General features: G+C 71.1%; 18 protein-coding genes. 10 read left to right on the plus strand and 8 right to left on the minus strand.

What is annotated here, in order from left to right; translation table 11 throughout:
• The first annotated feature begins 124 nt into the window (after positions 1 to 124).
• Together OG331_RS28485 and OG331_RS28490 are read left to right on the plus strand one after the other, a co-directional pair.
• Positions 125 to 2737 carry a bifunctional FO biosynthesis protein CofGH gene (locus OG331_RS28485; protein ID WP_406201277.1) on the plus strand — a complete coding sequence of 871 codons (2613 nt, stop codon included), beginning with the start codon at positions 125 to 127 and terminating at the stop codon, positions 2735 to 2737.
• A 94-nt stretch (positions 2738 to 2831) separates the two neighbouring features.
• Positions 2832 to 3386: a hypothetical protein gene (locus OG331_RS28490; RefSeq protein ID WP_406201278.1), complete on the plus strand. Its 555-nt coding sequence runs from the start codon at positions 2832 to 2834 to the stop codon at positions 3384 to 3386.
• Here OG331_RS28490 and OG331_RS28495 read toward each other — a convergent pair.
• Complete coding sequence (locus tag OG331_RS28495; RefSeq protein WP_406201280.1) at positions 3379 to 3885, minus strand: DUF2165 domain-containing protein; 507 nt, start codon at positions 3883 to 3885, stop codon at positions 3379 to 3381. The two genes, OG331_RS28490 and OG331_RS28495, sit on opposite strands and share 8 nt — an antisense overlap.
• A gap of 88 nt (positions 3886 to 3973) precedes the next feature.
• Between OG331_RS28495 and OG331_RS28500 the strand changes: the two genes are divergently transcribed.
• Positions 3974 to 6877 (plus strand): tetratricopeptide repeat protein, encoded by a 2904-nt coding sequence (locus OG331_RS28500; RefSeq protein ID WP_406201282.1) that lies wholly within the window; start codon positions 3974 to 3976, stop codon positions 6875 to 6877.
• Here OG331_RS28500 and OG331_RS28505 read toward each other — a convergent pair.
• From OG331_RS28505 to OG331_RS28515, 3 genes are read right to left on the minus strand one after another with little or no spacing between them, the layout of a single operon-like run.
• Positions 6813 to 7448: a class I SAM-dependent methyltransferase gene (locus OG331_RS28505; RefSeq protein ID WP_406201284.1), complete on the minus strand. Its 636-nt coding sequence runs from the start codon at positions 7446 to 7448 to the stop codon at positions 6813 to 6815. The genes OG331_RS28500 and OG331_RS28505 overlap by 65 nt on opposite strands.
• Positions 7445 to 7636, minus strand: a complete 192-nt coding sequence (locus OG331_RS28510) for a DUF397 domain-containing protein (protein ID WP_406201286.1) — start codon at positions 7634 to 7636, stop codon at positions 7445 to 7447. Before OG331_RS28510 ends, OG331_RS28505 begins: the two co-directional genes overlap by 4 nt.
• Complete coding sequence (locus OG331_RS28515; protein ID WP_406201289.1) at positions 7633 to 8445, minus strand: Scr1 family TA system antitoxin-like transcriptional regulator; 813 nt, start codon at positions 8443 to 8445, stop codon at positions 7633 to 7635. The genes OG331_RS28510 and OG331_RS28515 overlap by 4 nt, the downstream gene beginning before the upstream one ends.
• Before the next feature lie 114 nt (positions 8446 to 8559).
• On the opposite strand from OG331_RS28515, the gene OG331_RS28520 reads away from it, so the two are divergent.
• The 3 genes from OG331_RS28520 to OG331_RS28530 all read left to right on the plus strand — a co-directional run bounded on the left by OG331_RS28520 (position 8560) and on the right by OG331_RS28530 (position 11333).
• Positions 8560 to 8994 carry an ATP-binding protein gene (locus tag OG331_RS28520; RefSeq protein ID WP_406201292.1) on the plus strand — a complete coding sequence of 145 codons (435 nt, stop codon included), beginning with the start codon at positions 8560 to 8562 and terminating at the stop codon, positions 8992 to 8994.
• Positions 8995 to 9219: 225 nt separating this feature from the next.
• Positions 9220 to 10053, plus strand: a complete 834-nt coding sequence (locus OG331_RS28525; protein WP_406201294.1) for a helix-turn-helix domain-containing protein — start codon at positions 9220 to 9222, stop codon at positions 10051 to 10053.
• Between the two features lie 164 nt (positions 10054 to 10217).
• Entirely contained in the window at positions 10218 to 11333 is a 1116-nt protein-coding gene (locus OG331_RS28530) for an ADP-ribosylglycohydrolase family protein (RefSeq protein WP_406201296.1), read from the plus strand.
• Positions 11334 to 11830: 497 nt separating this feature from the next.
• On the opposite strand, the gene OG331_RS28535 is transcribed toward OG331_RS28530, so the two are convergent.
• Together OG331_RS28535 and OG331_RS28540 are read right to left on the minus strand one after the other, a co-directional pair.
• Positions 11831 to 13417, minus strand: a complete 1587-nt coding sequence (locus tag OG331_RS28535; protein ID WP_406201299.1) for a sodium:solute symporter family protein — start codon at positions 13415 to 13417, stop codon at positions 11831 to 11833.
• A gap of 126 nt (positions 13418 to 13543) precedes the next feature.
• Positions 13544 to 14329 carry an SDR family oxidoreductase gene (locus OG331_RS28540; protein WP_406201301.1) on the minus strand — a complete coding sequence of 262 codons (786 nt, stop codon included), beginning with the start codon at positions 14327 to 14329 and terminating at the stop codon, positions 13544 to 13546.
• Positions 14330 to 14441: 112 nt separating this feature from the next.
• Here OG331_RS28540 and OG331_RS28545 point away from each other — a divergent pair, with 112 nt between their 5' ends.
• A complete protein-coding gene (locus OG331_RS28545) occupies positions 14442 to 15281 on the plus strand; it encodes a hypothetical protein (RefSeq protein WP_406201303.1) in 840 nt (279 codons plus the stop codon).
• A 28-nt stretch (positions 15282 to 15309) separates the two neighbouring features.
• Here OG331_RS28545 and OG331_RS28550 read toward each other — a convergent pair whose 3' ends face one another.
• Both OG331_RS28550 and OG331_RS28555 read right to left on the minus strand, forming a co-directional pair.
• Positions 15310 to 17166, minus strand: coding sequence for an MFS transporter (locus OG331_RS28550; RefSeq protein ID WP_406201306.1), 1857 nt, complete (start codon positions 17164 to 17166; stop codon positions 15310 to 15312).
• 197 nt (positions 17167 to 17363) lie between these two features.
• Positions 17364 to 20141, minus strand: a complete 2778-nt coding sequence (locus OG331_RS28555; RefSeq protein WP_406201308.1) for a D-alanyl-D-alanine carboxypeptidase — start codon at positions 20139 to 20141, stop codon at positions 17364 to 17366.
• Positions 20142 to 20394: 253 nt separating this feature from the next.
• Here OG331_RS28555 and OG331_RS28560 point away from each other — a divergent pair, with 253 nt between their 5' ends.
• The 3 genes from OG331_RS28560 (at position 20395) to OG331_RS28570 (ending at position 22799) form a co-directional block, all read left to right on the plus strand.
• Positions 20395 to 21150 carry a GPP34 family phosphoprotein gene (locus OG331_RS28560; protein WP_406201311.1) on the plus strand — a complete coding sequence of 252 codons (756 nt, stop codon included), beginning with the start codon at positions 20395 to 20397 and terminating at the stop codon, positions 21148 to 21150.
• A 386-nt stretch (positions 21151 to 21536) separates the two neighbouring features.
• Positions 21537 to 22394: a helix-turn-helix transcriptional regulator gene (locus OG331_RS28565; protein ID WP_147999839.1), complete on the plus strand. Its 858-nt coding sequence runs from the start codon at positions 21537 to 21539 to the stop codon at positions 22392 to 22394.
• Between the two features lie 213 nt (positions 22395 to 22607).
• Positions 22608 to 22799: a DUF397 domain-containing protein gene (locus OG331_RS28570; RefSeq protein ID WP_004000436.1), complete on the plus strand. Its 192-nt coding sequence runs from the start codon at positions 22608 to 22610 to the stop codon at positions 22797 to 22799.
• Positions 22800 to 22835: the final 36 nt, after the last annotated feature.

Here is a 22835-nt window from a genome sequence, read left to right on the forward strand (position 1 = left end):
ATATGCGGCTCCGCCGCGTGGGCGCGACCAGCCACGACCGGCCCGCACCCGGCAACGTACCGCGGCTCCCCAGAACCAACCCCGGCCCCGCTGAACTGGCGGAGCCCGACCGTATGCTCGAAGGATGACGACTCCCGAGACCTCCGGAACCGGCCCCACCGACCGCCCCGGCGGAACCGGCCCGACCGAGAACTCCATGCGTCGCGCCCTCAAACGCGCCCGTGACGGCGTCGCCCTCGACGTCTCCGAGGCGGCCGTACTGCTCCAGGCCCGCGGCGAGGCCCTCGACGACCTCGTCGCGTCCGCCGGCCGGGTGCGGGACGCCGGCCTTGACGCGGCGGGCCGGGCCGGTGTCATCACGTACTCGAAGAGCGTCTTCATCCCCCTCACCCGGCTGTGCCGGGACAAATGCCACTACTGCACCTTCGTCACCGTCCCCGGCAAGCTGCGCCGCGCCGGGCACGGGATGTTCATGTCGCCGGACGAGGTCCTCGACATCGCCCGCAAGGGCGCGGCCCTCGGCTGCAAGGAAGCCCTCATCACCCTCGGCGACAAGCCCGAGGACCGCTGGCCCGAGGCCCGCGAGTGGCTCGACGCGCACGGCTACGACGACACCATCGCCTACGTCCGCGCCATCTCCATCCGCATCCTGGAGGAGACGGGCCTGCTCCCGCACCTCAACCCCGGCGTCATGACCTGGACCGACTTCCAGCGTCTGAAGCCGGTCGCCCCGTCCATGGGCATGATGCTGGAGACGACGGCGACCCGCCTGTGGTCCGAGCCCGGCGGCCCGCACCACGGCTCCCCGGACAAGGAGCCGGCCGTCCGGCTGCGCGTCCTGGAGGACGCCGGCCGTTCCTCCGTCCCCTTCACCTCCGGGATCCTGATCGGGATCGGCGAGTCGTACGAGGAGCGGGCCGAGTCCCTCTTCGCGCTCAGGAAGGTCTCCCGGGCCTACCACGGCATCCAGGAACTGATCATCCAGAACTTCCGCGCCAAGCCGGACACCGCGATGCGCGGCATGCCGGACGCGGAACTCGACGAACTGGTCGCCACGGTCGCCGTCGCCCGGCACATCATGGGCCCGAGCGCCTGCCTCCAGGCCCCGCCCAACCTGGTGGACTCCGAGTACGAGCGCCTCATCCACGCCGGCATCGACGACTGGGGCGGCGTCTCGCCGCTCACGATCGACCACGTCAACCCCGAGCGCCCCTGGCCGCAGATCGAGGAGCTGGCCGAGCGTTCGGCGGCGGCCGGCTTCGAACTGCGTGAACGCCTCTGCGTCTACCCGGAGTTCGTCCAGCGCGGCGAGCCCTGGCTGGACCCGCGGCTGCGCCCGCACGTACGGGCACTCGCCGACCCGGAGACGGGCCTGGCGCGTGCGGACGCCGTGGTCGAGGGGCACCCGTGGCAGGAGCCGGAGGAGGTCTTCGTCGCCTCCGGCCGTACGGATCTGCACTCCACGATCGACACCGAGGGCCGTACGTCCGACCGCCGCGACGACTTCGACGAGGTGTACGGCGACTGGGGCGCCCTGCGCGAGGCGGCGGCGCCCGGGATGGCGCCGGAGCGCATCGACACGGACGTGCGCCAGGCCCTTGCGACCGCGGCCGACGACCCGACCCGGCTGACCGACGAGGAGGCGCTGGCGCTGCTGCACGCGGACGGCCCGGCGCTGGACGCGTTGTGCGAGGTCGCCGACGACGTCCGTAAATCGGTGGTCGGCGACGACGTCACGTACATCGTGACCAGGAACATCAACTTCACCAACGTCTGCTACACCGGCTGCCGCTTCTGCGCCTTCGCCCAGCGCAGGACGGACGCCGACGCCTACACCCTGTCCCTGGACCAGGTCGCCGACCGCGCCCAGCAGGCCTGGGAGGTCGGCGCGGTGGAGGTCTGCATGCAGGGCGGCATCCACCCGGACCTGCCCGGGACGGCGTACTTCGACATCGCGAAGGCGGTGAAGGAGCGGGTCCCCGGCATGCATGTGCACGCCTTCTCGCCCATGGAGGTCGTGAACGGCGCCACCCGCACCGGCATGTCCATCCGGGAGTGGCTGACGGCGGCCAAGGAAGCCGGCCTTGACTCCGTCCCCGGCACCGCCGCCGAGATCCTCGACGACGAGGTCCGCTGGATCCTGACCAAGGGCAAGCTGCCGGCGGCGACGTGGATCGAGGTGATCACCACGGCGCACGAACTCGGCATCCGGTCCTCGTCCACGATGATGTACGGCCACGTCGACCAGCCCCGCCACTGGCTCGGCCACCTGCGCACCCTGGCCGGCATCCAGCAACGCACGGGCGGCTTCACCGAGTTCGTGACGCTCCCGTTCATCCACACCAACGCGCCGGTGTACCTGGCGGGGATCGCGCGGCCCGGCCCGTCGATGCGGGACAACCGGGCGGTGACGGCTATGGCCCGCCTCCTGCTCCACCCCTGGATCCCCAACATCCAGACCAGCTGGGTGAAGCTGGGCACCGAGGGCGCCGCGGAGATGCTCCGCTCCGGCGCGAACGACCTGGGCGGCACGCTGATGGAGGAGACGATCTCGCGGATGGCGGGGTCGTCGTACGGCTCGTACAAGTCGGTACGCGACCTGGTCGCGGTCGCCGATGCGGCCGGGCGCCCGGCGAGGCCCCGCACCACGCTGTACGGCGAGGTGTCGGAGGAACGGCAGCGGGCGGCGGCGGCCTCGGACGGCCACCTGCCGGAGCTGCTGCCGGTGCTGGACTGAGACGGAGACGGCACAGGACCGTGTCGCGGGGGTCGGTACGATGATCCGACCCCCGCTGGAGGGGTTCCATAGCTTTCCGTAGCCGAGGAGATGCGTGCCCGTGACTCCCAAGGTCTGGGTGACCGGTTTGACGGTGGGCGCGATAGCCGCCGTCACAGCCCTCGCCATGCAGGCCGACAAGGGGCCGCACCCGACGGCCTCGGCGTCCCGCCCGAGCGCGTCGGCGTCGCCGGGGGCGAGCCCCGCCCCGACGAAGTCCGCCGTGCCGGCCGCCGTCCCGGACGACTCGGGCAGCGGGCGCCGGGTCGTCTACTCCCTCGCCCAGAAGCGGGTCTGGCTGGTCGACGCGAGCGACACGAGCCGCCGTACCTTCACCGTCTGGCCGGGCACCGTGAACCCGGACCCCGGCAGCTACACGGTGTCCTCGCGCAACGAGGCCACCACGGGCTCGGACGGCGTCCAGATCGAGAACATCATCTACTTCACCGCGAAGTCCGGCATCTCCATCGCCTTCTCCAACGCCGTCGACGGCTCCTCGCCCCCGCCCGCCGCGGGCAAGCAGACCGGCGGGGTCCGGATGCGCGCGGCGGACGGGGCGGCGTTGTGGACGTTCGGGGAGACGGGCACGACGGTGGTCGTGGTCAGGTAGCGGACTTCTCCTTGCCGGACGGCAGGTTGACCACCAGCAGCACGGCCCCGCTCAGCAGGAACACCCGTGTCGCCGCGTCGAGCCCGTTCCAGTCACCGGACTGCCACATCGAGAACCACTCCCCGCCGATCGCGATGAACCCGCCGCCGAACAGCAGCATCAGCATCAGCAGGCCGTAGGTGGAGAAGCGCCGGGCACTCAGGTCGTCGCGGCGGAACCACAGCCAGGTGCCGTATATGAGGACGAGCGCGGCGAGGGTCTCCCAGACGATGATCGCGACGTACGCCGCGTCCTGAAGCCCCTTGCTGGTGATGGCTCTCCACATCAGGTCCTCGTCCTTGAACGTCGTATCCATCGCCAGGACGTGCCGCACGAACTGCTGGTTCGTCCCGAAGTCGGTGATGTTCCCGAAGGCGACGAGCGCCGTGTAGAGGGCGACGGTCGCGGTGAGGAGGGTGGCCGCGAGGTGAAGTGCGCTGCGGGGGGGTGTTGTTGACATGATGGTCATCTTCCCTGTGGAGGCGCTGTGCTCCATAGGCATTGAGCCAGAATGATGGCGTAGGGCAGCCGAGCGGGAGGATCCACGAGTGGGACAGGCGCGGCCGTCGATGCAGGAGCTGATCGGCCGGCGCAGTCGTGCCGGATTCGTCGGCCGGAGCGCCGAACGCGCTGCCTTCCGGGCCAACTTGGACATCCCACCGGAGGACGAGCGGCACCGGTTCCTCTTCCACGTGCACGGAAACGCGGGTGTCGGCAAGTCCTTCCTGCTCCGCGAACTGGAGCAAGTCGCCCGGGAGCGCGGCGCCTTGACCGCGTTCATGGACGACACGGCAGGAAGCGTGCCGGAGACGCTGGAGGCGATGAGCCGGCAGTTCGCCGCGCAGGGCAGGCGGTTGAAGGACCTGGACCGGCTGCTGGCCGCGCATCGGGAGCGCAGGCACGAGGCGGAGCTGGCGGCGATCACCGCGCCGCCGCCCGAGCCGCCGGGACCCACCGTGGGCAGCATGGCGGTGGCGCGGGCCGGGCTGGTGGGACTGGGCATGGTGCCCGGTGTCGGCGCCTTCGCCGGGGCCGTCGACGCCGCACAACTCGCCCAGGGCGCCGACCGGTTGCGGTCCGGTCTCGGCGCGCGCTTCCGCACCCACGAGGACGCCCGGCTCGTACTCGCCCCCGAGAGCGTGCTCACTCCGGTGCTGCTGGAGGAGCTCTCCCAGGCTGCCTCCGCCGTGCCGTGGATCGTCCTGTTCTTCGACACCTACGAGCGCACCGGCCGGTTCCTCGACGCGTGGCTGCACGCCGTGATGACCTCGGACCTGTACGGCCCGCTCCCGGCCACGGTCGTCGTGGTGACGGCAGGCCAACTCCCCTTCGACGCCACCCGCTGGGGCGGCTTCGGCGACTTCATGACCGACGTGCCGCTCCTGCCGTTCACCGAGGCGGAGACACGGGACCTGCTCGCGGGCAGGGGAGTGGTCGCCGAACCCGTGGTGGGGGAGGTGCTGCGCCTGACCGGTGGCCTGCCCGTGCTCGTGTCGACCCTCGCGGAGAGCCGCCCCACCGATCCGGCCGACGTGCGGGACCCCAGCGCCACGGCCGTCGAATGGTTCCTGAAGCGGGCGGAGGACGCGGTCCAGCGGTCGGTCGCGCTGGCATGCGCGCTGCCGCGGCGGCTGGACGCGGATGTGTTCCGGGCGGTCGTGGGCGACTCCGACGCGGAACTGGACGGGCTGTACGCGTGGTTGCGTGGCCTGCCGTTCGTCAGCGAGCGGGGCGGCCGGGTCCGGTACCACGACGTCGTACGGGCGCCGATGCTGCGGTTGCAGCGGCAGGAGGCGCCCCGGACCTGGGCGGCCCGGCAGCAGGCGCTCGCCGCCGTGTTCCGGGAGTGGCGGGCCGAGGCGGAAGCCGGACGGGACGCCGAGGAACTGTGGACGGACGAGGCATGGCGGGAACTTCGGCTGGCGGAGCTGTACCACTTGCTGTGCGCCGGTGAGCGGGCGGCGCTGACGAGCGTCCTCGGGGATGTCGTCGACGCCTGCGAGCAGGGTGAGTCCGTCGCAGAGCGATGGGCCTGGGTTCTGGTGGAGGCCGGGTCGGACGCCGAGACCCGGGCGGTGTCCCAGTGGGGCCGGCGCCTCGCGGCGGCACTCGGCAGCGGCGGGACGCCCGCGGCCCTCGAACTGGTACTACGGGCGACGGGCTTCGAGCGGACGCCGGTGCCCGCGGGGGCGGCGGCGACGGTCGTCACGGGGTACGGCGGGGCGGCTGCGGCTGCCACCGGGCTGGGTGCGGGGGCGGCCGGGTGGGGTGCTGTGGGGGTTGCCGGGTGGGGTGGCGCGGGGGCTGCCGGGCAGGGCGCGGCGGGAGCGGCCGCCGCGGGTTCCTCGCGGGAGGAGGCCGCAGGGTCCGGTACCGGGGGCGCCGCAAGCGACCGGCCGGCCAGGAGGCCCGGCACCGCGTCCGGTGCGGCGACGACCCGGCCGGGCACGTCGGCCGGCGCCCGGTCACGTGAGACGCAACAGCCCGCATCGCAGGACCAGCGCGCCGAGCCGTCGCGGGCCGAGCCGCAGGGTGAACACACTGAGGTGCCGCAGGCCGTACCGCAGGATCAGCGTGCCCAGCCGACGTGGGCCGAGCCGCAGGATCAGCACGCCCAGCTGTCGTGGACCGTGCCGCAGGCCACGACCTCGCCCGGTACCCCCTGGCAGGACGCGTCGGCCGATGCCGGCTGGCGGGTCGCGCTGGACCCCGCCGTGGCGGCCCGCGCCTACCGCGCCCGCGCCATCGCCCACGACCTCGCCGGCGACCGGCGCGCGGCCGTCGCCCTCCTGAACCAGGCCCTCGAACTTGCCCCCGACGACCCCCGCAGCCTCGCCCTGCGCGGCGAGTACCACCGCGTCCTGGGGCGCCACGACGAGGCGATCAGCGACTTGGACCGGGCCCTCGAACTGAACCCCGCCGACGCCTTCGCCCTGGCCTCCCGCGGTGCCACCCGGCTCAGTCGCGAAGGTCTCGACGAGGCGCTCGCCGACCTTGACGAGGCCGTTCGGCTGAAGCCGGACTACTCCTGGGCCCTGATGCGCCGGGCCCGGGTGCACCGAGCCCTCGGCGACCACGTACGACAACTGGCCGACCTCGACCGGGCCGTGGCCGTCGACCCCGACTGGGCCTGGGTCCGCTGCGCGCGCGGTGACGCCCTGCGCGCCGCCGGCCGCGACGAGGACGCCCTCGCCGACTACGACCACGCGCTCGCCCGGGAACCCGACTACAACTCCGCCCGCGCGAGCCGAGGCGCCTCGCTGGCGAACCTGGGCCGCCACGAGGAGGCCCTCGCCGATCTGGACCGGGTGCTGACAGCCAACCCGTCGTACACCTGGGCCGCCGATCAGCGGGCCGCCGTGGTCCGTAACATGGCGGCCGAACCGGCTACTCCCGCGCGCAGCGCAGGAACAGATGAGGCTCGTGCCCGGCATCGGGATGGTCAGGCGTGAACAGTACGGTCTCCGCGGACAGCACCTTCAGTCCCGCCGCGGCGACCATGTCGGTGAAGTCCTCGGCCGCGTAGCTGGTCGCCCGCACCTTCTGCCCCATGAAGACGACTTCGACGTCCTCCACGTCCGCCGGCACGGTCGCCAGCACCAGGCTGCCTCCCGCTCTCAGCGCCCGTGCCAGCCGCCGCACGAGAGTCTCCTGCGCGGTACGGGACATCTGCAGCAGGGAGAAGTACACGCAGACCGCGTCGAACGCACCGTCCTGGAGCGGGACTTGGTGGATGTCGGCGTGCTGAAAGGCGGCGTCGGGCACCTGCCGGGTGGCGAGGTCCACCATGACGGGAGACGCGTCGATCCCCAACACGCCATGGCCCGCCGCAGCGAGCGTCTCAGCCGTCGGGCGCCCGGTCCCGCTGCCGACGTCCAGCACCCGGCTGCCCGGTTCGAGCCGCCCGACCAGCCACGCCAGCGACGCCCGGTGCGTCTCCGAGCCCGCGAACGCCCTCTCGTAAGCGATCCCCAGCGCGTCGAAGACGGCGGCGGCGCGCTGTGCCTGAGACTCGTCGGTCACGGCATCGTGCTCATGCCGTCGATGAACTCCGCCCAGGAACTCGCGTCGAATGCGAGCCGTGCGCCGTCCTTGTCCTTTGAGTCGCGGACGTGGACGCCGGTGTTGGCGGGGGATATGGCGACCTCGACGCATTCCGGTCCGTCGTTGCTGCTGTAGCTGCTCTTGAACCATTCCAGGGCGCGGGTCATGTCTCGTCTCCCAGGGCTTTCTCGATGAAGGCCCGTGACTCTCGGGGCGTCAGGGCCTGCGACCGGATCATTCCATAGCGCATTTCCAGGATCTGAACCTCCCGGGGATCACTGATCAGGCGGCTGTGCAGCTGCGCCTCGGAGTGCCCCAGTGCCTTTCCGTCCCGGAGTTTCAACAGCTGAAGCGAGCCACCCATGCCCGCGTGGTCCTCGCAGTCCGTGGGCATGATCTGAATCGCGACGTGCCTCAACGCGCTGATCTCCAACAGGTGTTCGAGCTGGCGTCGCAACACCATTCTGCCCCCGACGGGCCGCCGCAGCGTCGTCTCTTCCTGGACAAAGGTGATCTGTGGACGAGGCGTCCGCTCGAAGACGGCCTTCCTGGCCATGCGTGCGGCGACCAGACGGTCGACTTCCTCCTCCGTGTACGCGGGACGTCGCATCTCGTACAACGCCCGTGCGTACTCAGGGGTCTGAAGCAGCCCATGGACGTGGAGGGCAGCGTAGGCGCCCAGTTCCACCGCCTCGTCCTCCAGCTTCGCCAGATCCCGAACCTTCTTCGGATACCGGGCCCTCTCCACGTCGTCCTTCATCGCCGAGAGCTTCCCGCCCGCCCCCAGCACCTCATCGGCCTTGTCCAGGAAGTCCGGCTTGGGAATCCGCCGCCCCCGCTCCACCGACGAGACCATCTCCTCGCCGTACCCGATGGCGGCGCCCAGTTCGGCCTGGGTCATCCCGGCGGCCTCGCGCCACATCCTGATCTGCCGTCCGACCGTCCTGAGAACGGCCTCGGCCTCCTCGTCCTCCACGTCTTCCCCTCCCGACGTACGAGCCGTACGATCCCGTCGGCCATCCGTACAGTCACGCTCCGTACGTAGGCCATTGCTGTTCAGCGTAGGAGTCGGTTCGCCACGCTGGGTGACATGAGCCAGAAATCCCTCGCCCAAGTCACCTGCCCCACGCACCACTTCACGGTTCAGCTGTCCGCGACTCGAAGAGGTGCTCGACTCGCGCGCCTGCTCACCGAGCGCCAAATGGACGACTGGGGCATGCCGTTCGAGGGTGCGGTGCACGTCGTGGCCGAGCTGGCGTCGAACGCCGTACTCCACGGCCGCGTCCCGGGACGGGACTTCCGGCTCAGGCTGAAGCTGCACACCGACGGCCCCCTCCGCATCGAGGTGACCGACGCGCGGGGCGACCGGATCCCGCAGGTCCGGGACGCGGCGGGTGGCGAGAGGGAGTCGGGGCGAGGGCTGTTGATCGTGGCGGCGTACGCGGACCGTTGGGGCGTCGAGGTGGCCCCGGCCAACTGCAAGACCGTGTGGGCCGAAGTGACACCGGATCGCGGAGGGGCGTGATCCGGTGGCTCCCGACGCAAAGACCAAAGAACCGGGGAAAGAACCGAACCCACCCCCACCGCCCCCGTCGATCACCCGCAGGGGTGAACATCGCCAACTCGGCTGGCGCGCGGGGGCTTTGGTGGTGCAGCGTCACCCAGAGACAACCGCACACATGAATCGGCCCCCGCCGGGACTGGCATCCCAATGCGAGGGCCTAACACCGAGGAAGAAGCACCTTCCCCAATGGCTGAGATTCAGCCTAGCGCGCCCGCGCGCGCCAAGTCCGGCCATTCCGCCGGAGGCGTCGAGCACGTCAACGAACCCCACCACGACCAGTTCGTCGTGGTCGGAAACCACCTCGCCCAGCACCCCGAGCTGTCCCTGACGGCGATCGGGCTGGCGGTCCACATCCAGTCGCTGCCCGCCCGGACCCCGGTCGGGATCAAGACGCTGGCCGCGAAGTTCCCCGAGGGGGAGATCCGTGTCGCCGCCGCCCTGCGGGAGCTGGAGGCACACGGATACCTGGCGCGCACCAAGGAGCGTCTTCAATCGGGCCGAGTCGTGACCCGGACGATCTCCTACAACAGGCCGGGCGTCGCCGCGGCCCGAGCCGCGATGAAGCCCGCCGCGCCCCGCCCGGCTCCGCCGTCCCCCGGCTCGAAGGCGTCGGCCTCCGCACCCGGTGCCGCTTCCGATGCCGTCGTCGATGCCGCCCTTGATGCCGCTATTGATGTCCTCGCGGGACTGCGCGCCCACGACCCCCGCCTGCTGCTGGCCGAACGTGACGTACACCGCCTGGCCCCGGCCGTCTCCGCCTGGCTGGACAGGGGCGTCCCGCCCACCGCCGTGCAGCGCACCCTGACGAACGCCCTGCCCAAGGACCCGATCCTGAACCCGGCGGCGTTCCTCGCCCACCGCCTCCGAGCGCTGCTGCCACCACCGCTCCCCGCCCCGGCACACGCCCCGGCCCCCGTCCGCCCGGACCCGCTCCAGACCTGCGAGGGATGCGACCGGGCCTTCCGTTCACCGGGCCCGGGCCGCTGCCGGGACTGCCGTCCGGTGGGTGTGGCGGCGTAGAGAGTCGGACGTGAGCCCTGTACGGGTCATAACTGATCACTCCGGACCACTCCGGTCCACCTCGGGCACATTCCGCAAACCGATCCGCCCCCTGAACCGACCGTCCCCGGTCGATTACAGTGTCGAGCCGTCGTACACACGGTCGCTGCAACGGGGAGGTCCTGATGGGTGCGATAGCCGGCGCCGTCTGGGGCCGCACCGAGCAGCAGGACTTCCGCAGCCGGGTGCGCGGCACGCTGCTCGGCGTGGCCGTCGGGGATGCCCTCGGGGCGCCGGTCGACGGGCTGGGGCTGGACGAGATCCGGGAGCAGTACGGCGCCGAGGGGCTCCTGGATCTGGGATTCGGGTACGGGCGGCGCGGTGCCGTGACGCATCTCACGCAGCTCACGCTGTTCAGCGTGGACGGGCTGATAAGGGCGCAGGTCCGGCGGGACACCGGGGCCTGGCATCCGCCGACCGATCTGCACCGGGCGTATCTGCGGTGGGCCGCCACGCAACACGACTGGGGCCCCGACGAGCGCCGCAAGGACGACGGCTGGCTGGCCCGCGAGGAGTGGCTGTACGCCCGCCGCGACCCCACCCGTGCGCTCCTGATCGGCCTCGGTGACGAGGCCATGGGCACCCTGGAGTCGCCCAAGAACGCCACCGAGCTCGGACCCGAGGCCACCGCCCGCTCGGCGCCCTTCGGGCTGCTCGTCGGCTGGGAGCCGCAACTCGTCGTGCAGCTCGCCGTGGAGTGCGCGGCGCAGACCCACGGCCACCCCGTCGCCTACCTCTCGGCGGGCGCGTACGCGGTGATCGTGCACGCGCTCGCCTCCGGGGAGAGCCTCGACGGGGCCGTGCAGCGGGCGCTGGCGCTGCTGGCCGTGCGGCCCGGGCACGAGCCCGTGTCGGACGCGCTGCAGCACGCGCTGGGTGCCGTACGGCAGGGCATGCCCACGCCGGCGCGGGTGGAGGAACTCGCGGCCGACGGCTCGGCGGACGGGCTGCTCGCGGCCGCCGTGTACTGCGCCCTGGTCGGCGAGGACGTCCGCCACGGCCTCTGCCTCGCCGTCAACCACGACGGCCCCTCCGCCGCCGCGGCCGCCCTCACCGGCGGCCTCCTCGGCGCCCTCCACGGCGAGACGGCCCTCCCCCCGGCCTGGCTCGCCGAACTGGAGGGCCGCCCCACCATCCTCGAACTCGCCGACGACTTCGCCATGGAGATGACCCAGGGCCCGGCACTGCACAGCCCGGCGGGAGCGTCGCCGGGGTGGCTGGCGAGGTATCCGCGCGCCTGAGCGCAAGCGGGAGGAACCAGAGGCAGCCCCCCACGGCGTACGCCCACCGGGCCGCACCCACCCCGCTCCCACCCGCCCGCCTCTGGCCCGCCCACCCCGGCTCGTGCCCGGGGCCCGTGCCCGGCCCATCTCCGGTCCGCCTTCGGCCCGTGCCCGGCCCATCTTCGGTCCGCCTTCGGCCCGTGCCCGGCCCATCTTCGGTCCGCCTTCGGCCCGTGCCCGGCCCATCTTCGGTCCGCCTTCGGCCCGTGCCCGGCCCATCTTCGGTCCGCCTTCGGCCCGTGCCCGGCCCATCTCCGGCCCGTGCCCGGCCCGTTCCTGACGATCTCCGGCCCGTGCCCGGGGCACGCCCCGGCCCGATCCCGAGCATCTCCGGCCCGCCCCCGACTCGACTCCGGCAACGGCTCGACCCCTCCGGTCACCCCGACCGCCAGGGCAACGACAAGGGCGGCCCCCCGCCGTGCGAGTGGCCGCCCTGCCCCAACCGTCCCCCGTCCTCAGTCCTTCGCGCGGACCACGTCCTCCCTCGCATCCGCGTCCGCGTCCGCGTCCGCCTGCGCCGGCACCGCCGCCGCGGCGCCCCCGTCCCCGTCCGTGTTGATCCGCTCGACGATCGCCATCCGCTCCGGGGTGTCCTCCGGCTTGATGAAGCCGATGAGGATGTACAGGACCAGGGACACCGCCAGCGGGATGGAGACCTGGTACTGGAGGGGCACCCCGCCCTCGATCTGCCAGCTGATCGGGTAGTTGACCAGCCAGAAGGCGAGCAGGCCCATCGACCAGCTGGTCAGTGCCGCCGTCGGGCCGGAGCGGCGGAACTGGCGCAGCAGGCCCAGCATCATCGGGATGGCGATCGGGCCCATGAGACCGGCGACCCACTTGATCACGACGGTGATGATGTCCTTGAAGGCGGGGGAGTTGACCTGGGTCGCCACCGCCATCGACAGGCCGAGGAAGACGACCGTGGTCACGCGGGCCGCGATCAGACCGGACCGCTCGCCCCACGCCCGCGCCTGCTTCGACAGCACCGGCGCCACGTCCCGGGTGAACACGGCCGCGATCGCGTTGGCGTCGGAGGAGCACATGGCCATGGTGTGCGAGAAGAACCCGACGATCACCAGGCCCAACAGGCCGTGCGGGAGCAGCTGTTCGGTCATCAGGCCGTACGAGTCCGAACCGTCCGCCTTCTGCGACTCGACCAGCAGCGGCGACATCCACATCGGGAAGAACAGGACCACCGGCCAGACCAGCCACAGGATCGCCGACAGGCGCGCCGAGCGCTCGGCCTCCCGCGGGGTGGCCGTGGCCATGTACCGCTGGGCCTGGTTGAGCATGCCGCCGTTGTACTCGAAGAGCTTGATGAAGAGGAACGCCAGCAGGAAGACGGTCCCGTACGGCCCGACCAGCGGCTCCCCGTGGCCCTGGAGCTCCGGCCGGTCCCAGGCGTCGAGGAAGCCGATGCCCTTGTCGTTCAGTTCCATGATGACCGCGATGAACATCGCGACGCCGGCCAGCAACTGGATGATGAACTGGCCGAGTTCGGTCAGCGCGTCCGCCCACAGGCCGCCGATGGTGCAGTAGACGGCCGTGATGGTGCCGGTGATGAGGATGCCCTGGTTCAGGGACACACCCGTGAACACCGACAACAGGGTCGCGATGGCGGCCCACTTCGCGCCCACGTCCACGATCTTCAGCAGCATGCCGGACCAGGCCAGCGCCTGCTGCGTCTTGAGGTCGTAGCGGTTCTTCAGGTACTCCAGCGGTGAGGCCACGTGCAGCCGTGACCGCAGCCGGTTGATCCGCGGCGCGAACAGCTTCGACCCGATGGCGATACCCAGCGCGATGGGGAAGGACCAGGTGACGAAGGACGTGACGCCGTAGGTGTAGGCGATGCCCGCGTACCCGGTGAACATCACCGCGCTGTATCCGGACATGTGATGCGAGATCCCGGACAGCCACCACGGCATCTTGCCGCCCGCGGTGAAGAAGTCGCTGACGTTGTCCACCCGCTTGTGCGACCAGACGCCGATCGCCACCATCACGCCGAAATAGCCGATGAGCACGGCCCAGTCGAGACCGTTCATGTGCGCCCTCCCAGGGTTCAGCCCGGCGCTCATCGTGGGTGCTGCCGCGTGAACACGACAAGCTGGCGACGGGTCAAGGGAAGGTAAAATCATTCGACATGCTGGTTCTGGTTCAGCTATGTGAACTCATCGCATCAGCTCCCCGGCGTTGACCAGCAGTGACTGTCCGGTGATCGCCCGCGCCCTGTCCGAGGCCAGGAACACCGCCGCGTCCGCCACATCCCCGTCCGTGGCGAGGTCGGGCAGCGCCATCCGCTCGGTCAGCCGCCCCAGCACCTCGGACTCCTCGACCCCCTCCGTGTGCGCCGTGAACTGCACGTAGGCCTGGACCGGCGGCCCCCACATCCAGCCCGGCAGCACGGTGTTCACCCGTATCCGGTGCGGGCCCAGCTCCCGTGCCAGCGAGTACATCGCGCTCGTCAGCGCCCCCTTCGAGGCCGCGTACGCCGCCTGCCGCACCTGCGAGGGGGCGGCGACCGCGGACTGCGTCCCGATGAACACCACCGACCCGCCGCACTCCTTCAGCGCCGGCAGGCAGGCCCGCGTCATCCGCAGCGAGCCCAGCAGATTGACGTCGATGACCGACTGCCAGGTGGCGAAGTCGGCGTCCTCAAGGCCGCCGAAGTAGGAGTCCCAGGCGGCCACATGAACCACCCCGTCGATCCCGCCGAAGCGCTCCCGCCCCAGCGCGGCCAGCGCCTCGCACTGCCGCTCGTCGGTGATGTCGGTCGCCAGGTACGCCGTGTGCGCCCCGTCGGGATCGATCTCGCCGGCGCTCTTCGCCAGGTTCGCCTCGGTGCGCGCCCCGAGCACGGCGTTCCCGCCGTCCCGTACGACAGCTGCGGCGATCTGGTGACCCAGTCCGGCGCCGACCCCCGAGACGACGACGGTCTTGCCGTTGAGCAGTGACATCAAGGCCTCCCAGGCTCTGGCGGATTATCTGACGGAGCGTCAGAGTATGGGCGTCCGAGGGAGGACGGAAGGCACCGGAAGGAACGGAAGCCACCGGAAGGAAGGGAACGGCATGAGCGAGGACACCCGCAGCGAGACGTACGCCGAACTGGCCGCCGTCGGCCCGTACGGAGTCCACCCGGGCCACGCCCTGATCACCATGGTCGAACCGCACCCGGGCCACGAGTACGCCTACAACCGCTGGTACGAGGACGACCACTACTACGCCGGCGCGATGGCGATGCCCTGGATGTACGCGGGCCGCCGCTGGGTCGCGCCGAGGGACCTCCAGCTCCTGCGCTACCCGGAGAAGTCGGCGATCGCCCAGCCGGTCAGCGCCGGCTGCTACATCTCCACGTACTGGATCACCGCGGGCCGCTACGCCGACCACATGCGCTGGACCGTCGGCATCAACAAGCGCCTCAACCGCGACGCCCGCGTCTACCAGGACCGCACCCACGTCTTCACGGCGTTCCAGGACCACGAGGCCACGGTGTACCGCGACGGCGCGGCGGGCCCCCGCGACTTCCACGCCCTGGACCACCCCTACGCGGGCCTGGTGGTGCAGGTCATCGACGCCGACTCGCCGGAGCAGCGCACCGAACTGCTGGAGTGGCTGCGCTCCCGCCACCTTGCCAAGCGCCTGGCGGGCTCCCCGGCGGCGATGGTGACCATCTTCCGGCCCACGCCTCTCCCGCTCGACCGCATGTCGTACGTCAAGCAGGTCGAGGGCGTCGACACCCGCCTGACCCTGCTGTGGTTCCTGGAGGCGGACCCGAGGGAGTGCTGGGAGGACCACTTCACGGGCCTGGACGCGGTGGTGGAGGAGGCGGGGCTGGGGCGCGTGGAACTCGTCGCGCCCTTCATCCCCACGGTGCCCGGCACCGACCGGTACGTGGCCGACCTGCGCTGATCAACGCGGGCCGGTCAACGCAGGCCGGTCAGCGCAGCTCCTCCGGGCACGTCGTCCCGCGCGAGAACGCGTACGGCGCCGCGAGCCGGTACTCGCCCGCCCGCGGAGCGAGCAGCATCGTCCACTTGTCGCCGAGCGTGTCCTCCTCCGTCTCCATCAGACAGCCGTGGACGTTGTCGTACGACTTCGGCTGATCCTCGGGACGGTTCTTGGACGCCTCCGTCTCCTCCGGCGGGTCGAGCTTCTTGCCGTCGGCGTCGACGAGGCTCAGCCAGGGCGAGTAGGGGATCCGGATGAGGACGGGCCCCGGCTTGCTCACCCGCATCGTCATCTCGCCCTGCTCGGCCCGCTCCACGACGGTGTTCGGCTCGGCGAGCGGCGCCGGGGCGGTCACCTCGAACAGCTGCCAGTTGGCGTCGCCCCACACCTGCTTCAGATACGGCATGCCGCGCTGCACCAGCTCCCGCTCACGCTCCGCCCCCGAGGCGTCCGGCTCGTCCTTGGGCAGGACCACGTAGTGCACGGCCCAGCGCTTGAGCCACTCGCGGTAGTTCGCGGAGTTGAGGGTGTCGTCGTAGAAGAGCGGGTTGCGTTCCATGTCGGCCTGGCGGTTCCAGCCCCGGGCCAGGTTCACATACGGCGCCAGCGCCGACGCCTCCCGATGTGAGCGGGCCGGCACGACCTCCACCCGGCCCTTCTCGGCGCCGACCTCCTGGAGCTCGTTGACCAGCGGCGCCAGCTCGCGCGCCCAGGACGCGGCGGGGGCGGCGTGGATGATGTCGTCGACCGTCTTGTAGCCGATCCACCCGGCGAAGGTGAGCAGGGCCAGCACGGCCGTGTACCACTTGCGTGAGCGCGGCACCGTGTAGGGCAGCACGGCCACCAGCGCCGTCCCGGCGAACAGCATCGCCAGGCGCGTGATGTTGGAGCCGATCTGCGAGCTGACCACCCAGACCAGCACGACCGCGAGACCGTAGACCGCGGACACCAGCCGGACGGTCTTCCACTCCTCGGGCACGAGGAAGAAGGTGGCGACGGCGAACAGCAGCGGCAACAGCACCGAGCCGATCACCATCGGCTGGGTGCCCGAGAACGGGAACAGCCACGCCGACACCGCGACGACGGCCGCCGGCGCCAGCCCCAGCGCCCAGGCGCCCGGCCGCCGCTTCTGGAGGAACAGCGCCACCGCCACAAAGCCCACGAACAGCCCCGCGACCGGTGACGACATGGTCGCGAGCGCGGCCAGCGGCGCCGCGGCCAGCGCCTTCGCCCAGCGCTTGTAGCGCCAGCGGTGCGGCCAGCAGAACACGACGGCGACCGCGCCCAGCGCGAACATCGTGCCGAGGCCGAACGTCACCCGCCCGGAGATCGCGTTGGCGATCAGCCCGAGGACTCCGGCGAACGCGGCCCACAGCGGATTGCGCACCGACCGGCTGCGCAGCAGGACCAGCGTCAGCAGGCCCGCGGAGATCGTCCCCGCGATCATCATCGTCGTACGGACACCGAGGACCGACATCAGATACGGCGACACCACGCTGTACGACACCGGGTGCATCCCGCCGTACCAGGCGAGGTTGTACGCCGAGTCCGGATGCCGGCCGACGAACTCGGCCCACGCGTCCTGGGCCGCGAGGTCGCCCCCGCTGTTTGCGAACGTGAAGAACCAGAGGATGTGAAGGAGTCCGGCCAGGGTCGTGATCGACAGCACCGGGTGGCGCAGCAGGCGCTCACGCAGGGTGAGGAAGGCGCCGGTCAGCCGCGAGGGCGGTCTGTCCTCCGTGCGGCTCGGTGCATCTCCCGAGCGTGGCGCGGGCACGCGTATTCGCGGACCGGCTCCCGGTCCCGGATCGGCGTCGTCGGCGCGTGTCGGCTCCGCAGTGGCCACGTGTGAGGCACTCCCCGTACTGTCCCGTCTTCTGTTCTGGCCGCGTCCCGTTTCCCGCGTGTTGTCGGCCTTGTCCCCGAAGGTTCCCCGACTGCGCCTTGTGGGCGACGACCTGCCCGATTCGTGACGCTAGCACGCAGCCCGCCGACAGGTGCTGTCGGCGGGCTGCGTCAGGGTGCCGTGGTGTCGCCCCCGGGTCAGGTGATGCGGGTCAGCTTGTCCGTGAAGCCCGGTTCGGTGAGGTCCGACTGGAGGGCGACCGGGATCTTGACCGCGCCGCTGCTGCCGTCACCCACGGTGAGCGTGCCCACCTTGGTGCCGGCCGTCGCGGTGTGCGGGACCTTGTCGGGCGCGAAGGTCAGCTTCACCTTCAGCCCGGACCAGCCGACCGCCTTGACGTCCTTGGTGGCGACGACCGGGGTGCGGCCGCCGAGGCCGTCGTCGACGTACCCGACGACATCGCCCTTCTTCAGGATCGTCGCCGACTCCAGCGTGTCCTGCGCGGCGCGGATGAGCTGGTCGCCCGAGTCGAGAGCGGCGGCGAGGATGCCGCTGCCCGCGTCCGGCTGGCGCACCACGGCGCCGATGACGGTCCGGGTCTCGCCGCCGATCTCCTTCTTCGCCGCGAACACGAGGTTGCCGAGGGCGGAGGTGGTGGTGCCGGTCTTGATGCCGACGACGTTGTTCCTGCCGACCAACTGGTTCCAGTTGCCGTGGTTCTCGCCCTTGTAGTCGTCGTACGACATCATCGCGGCGACCTCGCGGAAGGCGGGGTACTTCATCGCCGCCTTGGCCAGCTTCACCTGGTCCACGGCCGTGCTCACGGTGGTGTTGTTCAGCCCGGACGGGTCGGTGTACGTCGTGTTCGTCATGCCGAGGCCCTCGGCGGCGGCGTTCATCTTCTCGACGAAGGCCTTCTCCGAACCGGCGTCCCAACGGGCCAGCAGGCGGGCCACGTTGTTCGCGGATGCGATCAGGATGCTCTCCAGGGCCTCGCGCTGGGTGATCTGGTCGCCGGCGGTCACCTTGACGGTCGACTCCTGGCCCGCGTCGGACTGGTCCTCGGCGGCCTGGTCGATCTTGATCTTCGGGCCCTCGTCACCGCTTTCGAGCGGGTGGTCGCGCAGGATGAGATACGCCGTCATGACCTTGGCGACGCTGGCGATCGGGACGGGCTTCTGCTCACCGGAGGAGCCGAAGCTGCCGATGCCGTCGACGTCCAGCGCGGCCTGGCCCTCGGCGGGCCAGGGGATGTCGACCTTGCCGCCCTCGAACGTGTAGCTGTCCTTCGCGGTGAGGTCGAGGGTGGGCGCCGGGAGCGGGCGTACGTTCTGCACGACCGCGAAGACGATCGCGAGCAGCAGGACCAGCGGCGTCCAGATCTTGACCCGCCGGATGGCCGTGCGGACCGGGGTGTCCGGGGGCGGCGGCGTGTTCGTCAGCTCGGCGAGCAGGTCGAGCGGGGGCCTCGGGGGCAGGGGTTGCTGGGTGGTGCGCTCGGGGCCGATCTGGGGGACTACGGCGGTGGCGTCCGCTGCGGGGGCCTTCGGCGTTTCCGAGGTCCTGGCCGGGGCCGGGGCCGGGGGCGCGGCCGGGGGCTTGGGGGCGTCCGGCTTGATGTCGGGCTTGAGTGCGACGAACTTGCTGGTGCGCTCGGAGGGGGTCTCCGGCGCGGGGGCCTTCAGCGTGGTGGTGGGCTGGTCCACCGGGGGCTGCTTGGCCGGGCGTACGGTCTTGAAGACGGCGGTGGGCTGATCGACGGGCTTGGCTTTGGGGGCGAGTGCGTCCTCGGCTTCGCCTTCGCCCTTCGTGCTCCCACCCGCACCACCCGTGCGGCTCTCGTCGCCGACTGCGGGTGGCCCCTGGGGGGTGTCCTCGCCGTCGGCGGCTGCGGGTGCGTCGTCGGTGTCGGTGTCGGTGTCGTCAGGCGTATTGCCCTCGGCGGCCTCGCGGGAGTCGTCCGAGCCGGCGTCCTCGGCGCTGCCGTCGGCGTCTGCGGCGGTCTCGCCCTGCGAAGCCGCCTCGGCCTCACCCTCGGCCTCGTCGGCGTCCGAGGAGGCCACCCAAGCCGCCACAGCGGCCCTCAGCCGGTCGTCACCCTCGGCGGGCGTGCCGGAATCGGCCTCGTCGACGGCGTCCTCGGCCTTGCCATCGGCGTCTGCCGCGTCGGCGCCCTCGGAGCTGTCCTCCGCGCTCCCTGCGTCGTCAGCCTCCGCTTTCGCGTTCTCGGCATCGGCGCCCTCGGCGTTCCCGGCCGCGGCCTCCGCATCCTCGGCGCCGTCACTCACCGTGCCCGTGGCGGTCGAGGACTCGGTCTCCGCCTCCTGGTCTCCAGCCACCGACCCCGCCTCGCGGGGGTCGTCGGCCGTGGCGTCCGTGCCCTCGGTGCTGTCGGCCGTGGCGTCCGTGCCCTCGGTGCTGTCGGCCGGGGTGTCCGTGCCCTCGGCGCCGTCCGCCGTAGCGTCCTCGCCCCCGGCGTCATCCGCCGTGGCGTCCGTGCCCTCGGCGTCGTCGGCCGAAGTGTCCGTGCCCTCGGTGCTGTCGGCCGTCGCGGCTTCGCTCTTGGCGTCGTCGGCCGTGGCGTCCGTGCCCTCGGCGTCGTCGGCCGGGGTGTCCGTGCTCTCGGTGCTGTCGGCCGTCGCGTCCTCGCTCTTGGCGTCGTCCGCCGTCGCGTCCCCGCCCTCGGTGCTGTCCGCCGTAGCGTCCCCGCCCTCAGCGTCCTCGGCGGTGCCTCCCGCCTCCTCCAGCCGCGTTTTCACCGCGTCCAGTTCCTGGCGGGACAGGACCCTCGTTGCCGTATCGACGCCGCCGCGCGGCGCTGTGGCTTCGCGGGCCACTGCGAGGCGTGGGTCGCGTCGTTCGCCGGCGTCCTCCCGGCTGGGCCCCTCGGGTTCGGGAACCGGGACCGCGCTCCCCGACGTCGGTTCTGCCGACGACTCGCGCTGCTTCGACCTGTCGGGGGACTCGCCCGCCACCGATGCCTCCTCCATGTGCCGCCGCACGGCCTCCGTGCGGCGTCCGAACAGTGAGCCGTCACTCGGACACCGTGCCCGTACGACCCCCCGTGCCGCTGTCCGAACCATGTACCAGTGTCCTGTGCGCGGCACTCAACTCATCCGGTAGACGAGAACGACATACCTACCGGTTCCCTTACGAACTGGTCACGCACCCTCGACAGATGAATGTGAGAGGGGTCACCCTGTCTTTCATCCACGCGGGGAGGCATGGATGGGCAGGAGCCGCAGAACAATTCCGGAGGAGCTTCTGCTGCTGGCGTTGGACCCGGCCACGGGTACCACCGCACAGCCGCAGTCGCTCGACCTCGGTCTGGCCGGAGCACAGCTAGTGGAGCTGGCGCTGGCCGGACGGATAGCCCCAGACGGGGATCGTATCGCCGTGGTAGCCCCACGGCCGACTGGAGATCCAACACTGGACTGTGCGTTGGAGTTGCTGCGAAGGCGTGGCGCTCCCGTGCGTGCCGTCCACTGGATTGGCGGGCCGCGTCTCGGGCTGCGCCAGACCTACCTCTCGCATCTGGAGCGGTGCGGCATGGTGCATGCCGTGGCCGGTCAGATGTGCGGGGTGTTGCCGACGACTCGCTACCAGGCGACGGACAACGCCATCAGCCGGGAGATCAGGGCCCGGCTGGATTCCGCGATCCGTACCGGCGTACCGCCGGACCCACGGACCGCGGCGCTCGCCGCACTGGCCCACGCGGTCGGCCTCGGCAAGCACCTGTACCCGGGGAACGAGGGACGCTCGTCCCGGTCCCGGCTCAGGGACCTGATCAGACACGACCCCATGGGCGGTCTCGTCGCGCACGCCGTGATGGACGTCCAGAACGGTGCGGCGGCACAGCCACGTCGCAGCCCGGCCCCGGCCGGCCGTCAGGCCGCCCCCGGAGGCAGGGTCGCAGCGGAACCCGCCCGCGGCGTTCCGGTGCAGCCGCGCCGCGGATCCATGGCGCGTGTCGTGGCGCACTGAGCCGCAGCTCCGCGACCCGCACCACCGAATCACCCGGGCTGTACGCCCGGCTGCTCGACCACGCACCGCCACGCACCGCCACGTACGACCACGTACGACCACGCTTCACGCGATCGAACTCGCACGCCACGTGCAGCGCCGCACCGCAGTCACCGAGACCGGTTCGGGAGCCGCTGGTCCGCGCGGGGTGACGGGACCGTATGCCCGGACGACGGCATCGGTCCCGCCGCCCCGCGCGGCCGCATGTGCGGGGATCTTGGCGAACTGGCGTGTATGCAGCGCATATCCACCGTTTCCCAGCGGTAGTAAGCACCTTGGTGGCAGTCTGCTCAACAGCAGATACGCAAAGTGGCAATCACAGGCACGCAGCCGGAGGTGCACGTCCCGTGGCGTCCAATGTCAATCCCACCGTCAGGCGACGCCGGCTGGGCCAGGAGCTGCGCAGGCTCCGCGAGCTCAAGGGCATGACGGCCGAAGAAGTGGCCGAACGGCTGCTGGTGTCGCAGTCGAAGATCAGCCGGCTGGAGAACGGCCGGCGCAGCATCAGCCAGCGAGACGTCCGCGATCTGTGCGGGGTCTATGAGGTGGAGGACCACCGGATCGTCGACTCCCTGATGCAGATGGCCAAGGATTCGCGGCAGCAAGGATGGTGGCACTCGTTCGGCGACATCCCCTACAGCGTCTACATCGGGCTGGAGACGGACGCCGCGAGTCTGCGGGTGTACGACCCGCAGGTCGTGCCGGGGCTGTTGCAGACGAAGCAGTATGCGGAGGCCCTGATCGCCGGGGCGTTGCCGGAGACGGCCCAGACCGAGATCGAGAAGCGGGTCCAGGTGCGGATGCGCCGACAGGAACGAATCTCCACCGAGGAGAACCCGCTCCGGCTGTGGACCGTCCTGGACGAGGCCGCCCTGCGCCGCGTCGTCGGCAACCGCTCCCTCATGCGCGACCAGTTGGAGCAGCTCGTCGAGCAGTCCCAGCTGCCGCACGTCACCGTGCAGGTGATCCCCTTCGACATGGGTGCCCACCCGGGCCTCAACGGGCAGTACGCGATCCTCGAGTTCCCGGACGCGGCCGATTCCAGCGTCGTCTACATCGAGGGCGTCACCAGTGACCTGTACCTGGAGAAGGCGAACGACGTCCAGAAGTACAGCGTGATGTACGAGCACCTGAGGGCGCAGGCCCTGAACGTGGAGCAGTCACGGCAGTTCATCGCGGACATCGCCAAGGAGTACGCGCGTTGAGAAGCGCCGTACGGTACACCGTCCCCAAGCCGGGGCGGAAGACTCCAATGGAATATGCCACCCAGCCGAGTGAATAGTCGCTTCGTCGGCCGATGTTGGCGAGTAGCGTCGATCACGCCACCGAGCAACACCGTTGGCGCGAATCGCGCTGCGGGTCCTTCTGGACGCGCAGTGCGGTGACAGCAACTCAACATCTGGCAATTCGGAGCAAACATGGCAATTCGTCAGGGTGCCACGGACACGTGGACCAAGTCCTCGTACTCCACAGGGAACGGCGCGTGCGTCGAGGTCAAGTCACCGGTCGCTGCGGCCATGGCGGTACGGGACTCCAAGGTTCCCGAGGGCCCGGTCCTGGCGTTCCCCGCGGACGCGTGGAACACCTTCGTGGCGTCGGTCAAGGCGTAAGGGGCGGGTCTAGCTGATCCTCACCCCTCAACCGAC

Origin of the sequence: Streptomyces sp. NBC_01017 (genome assembly GCF_045162795.1) — a bacterium.
Lineage (GTDB): Bacteria > Actinomycetota > Actinomycetes > Streptomycetales > Streptomycetaceae > Streptomyces > Streptomyces machairae.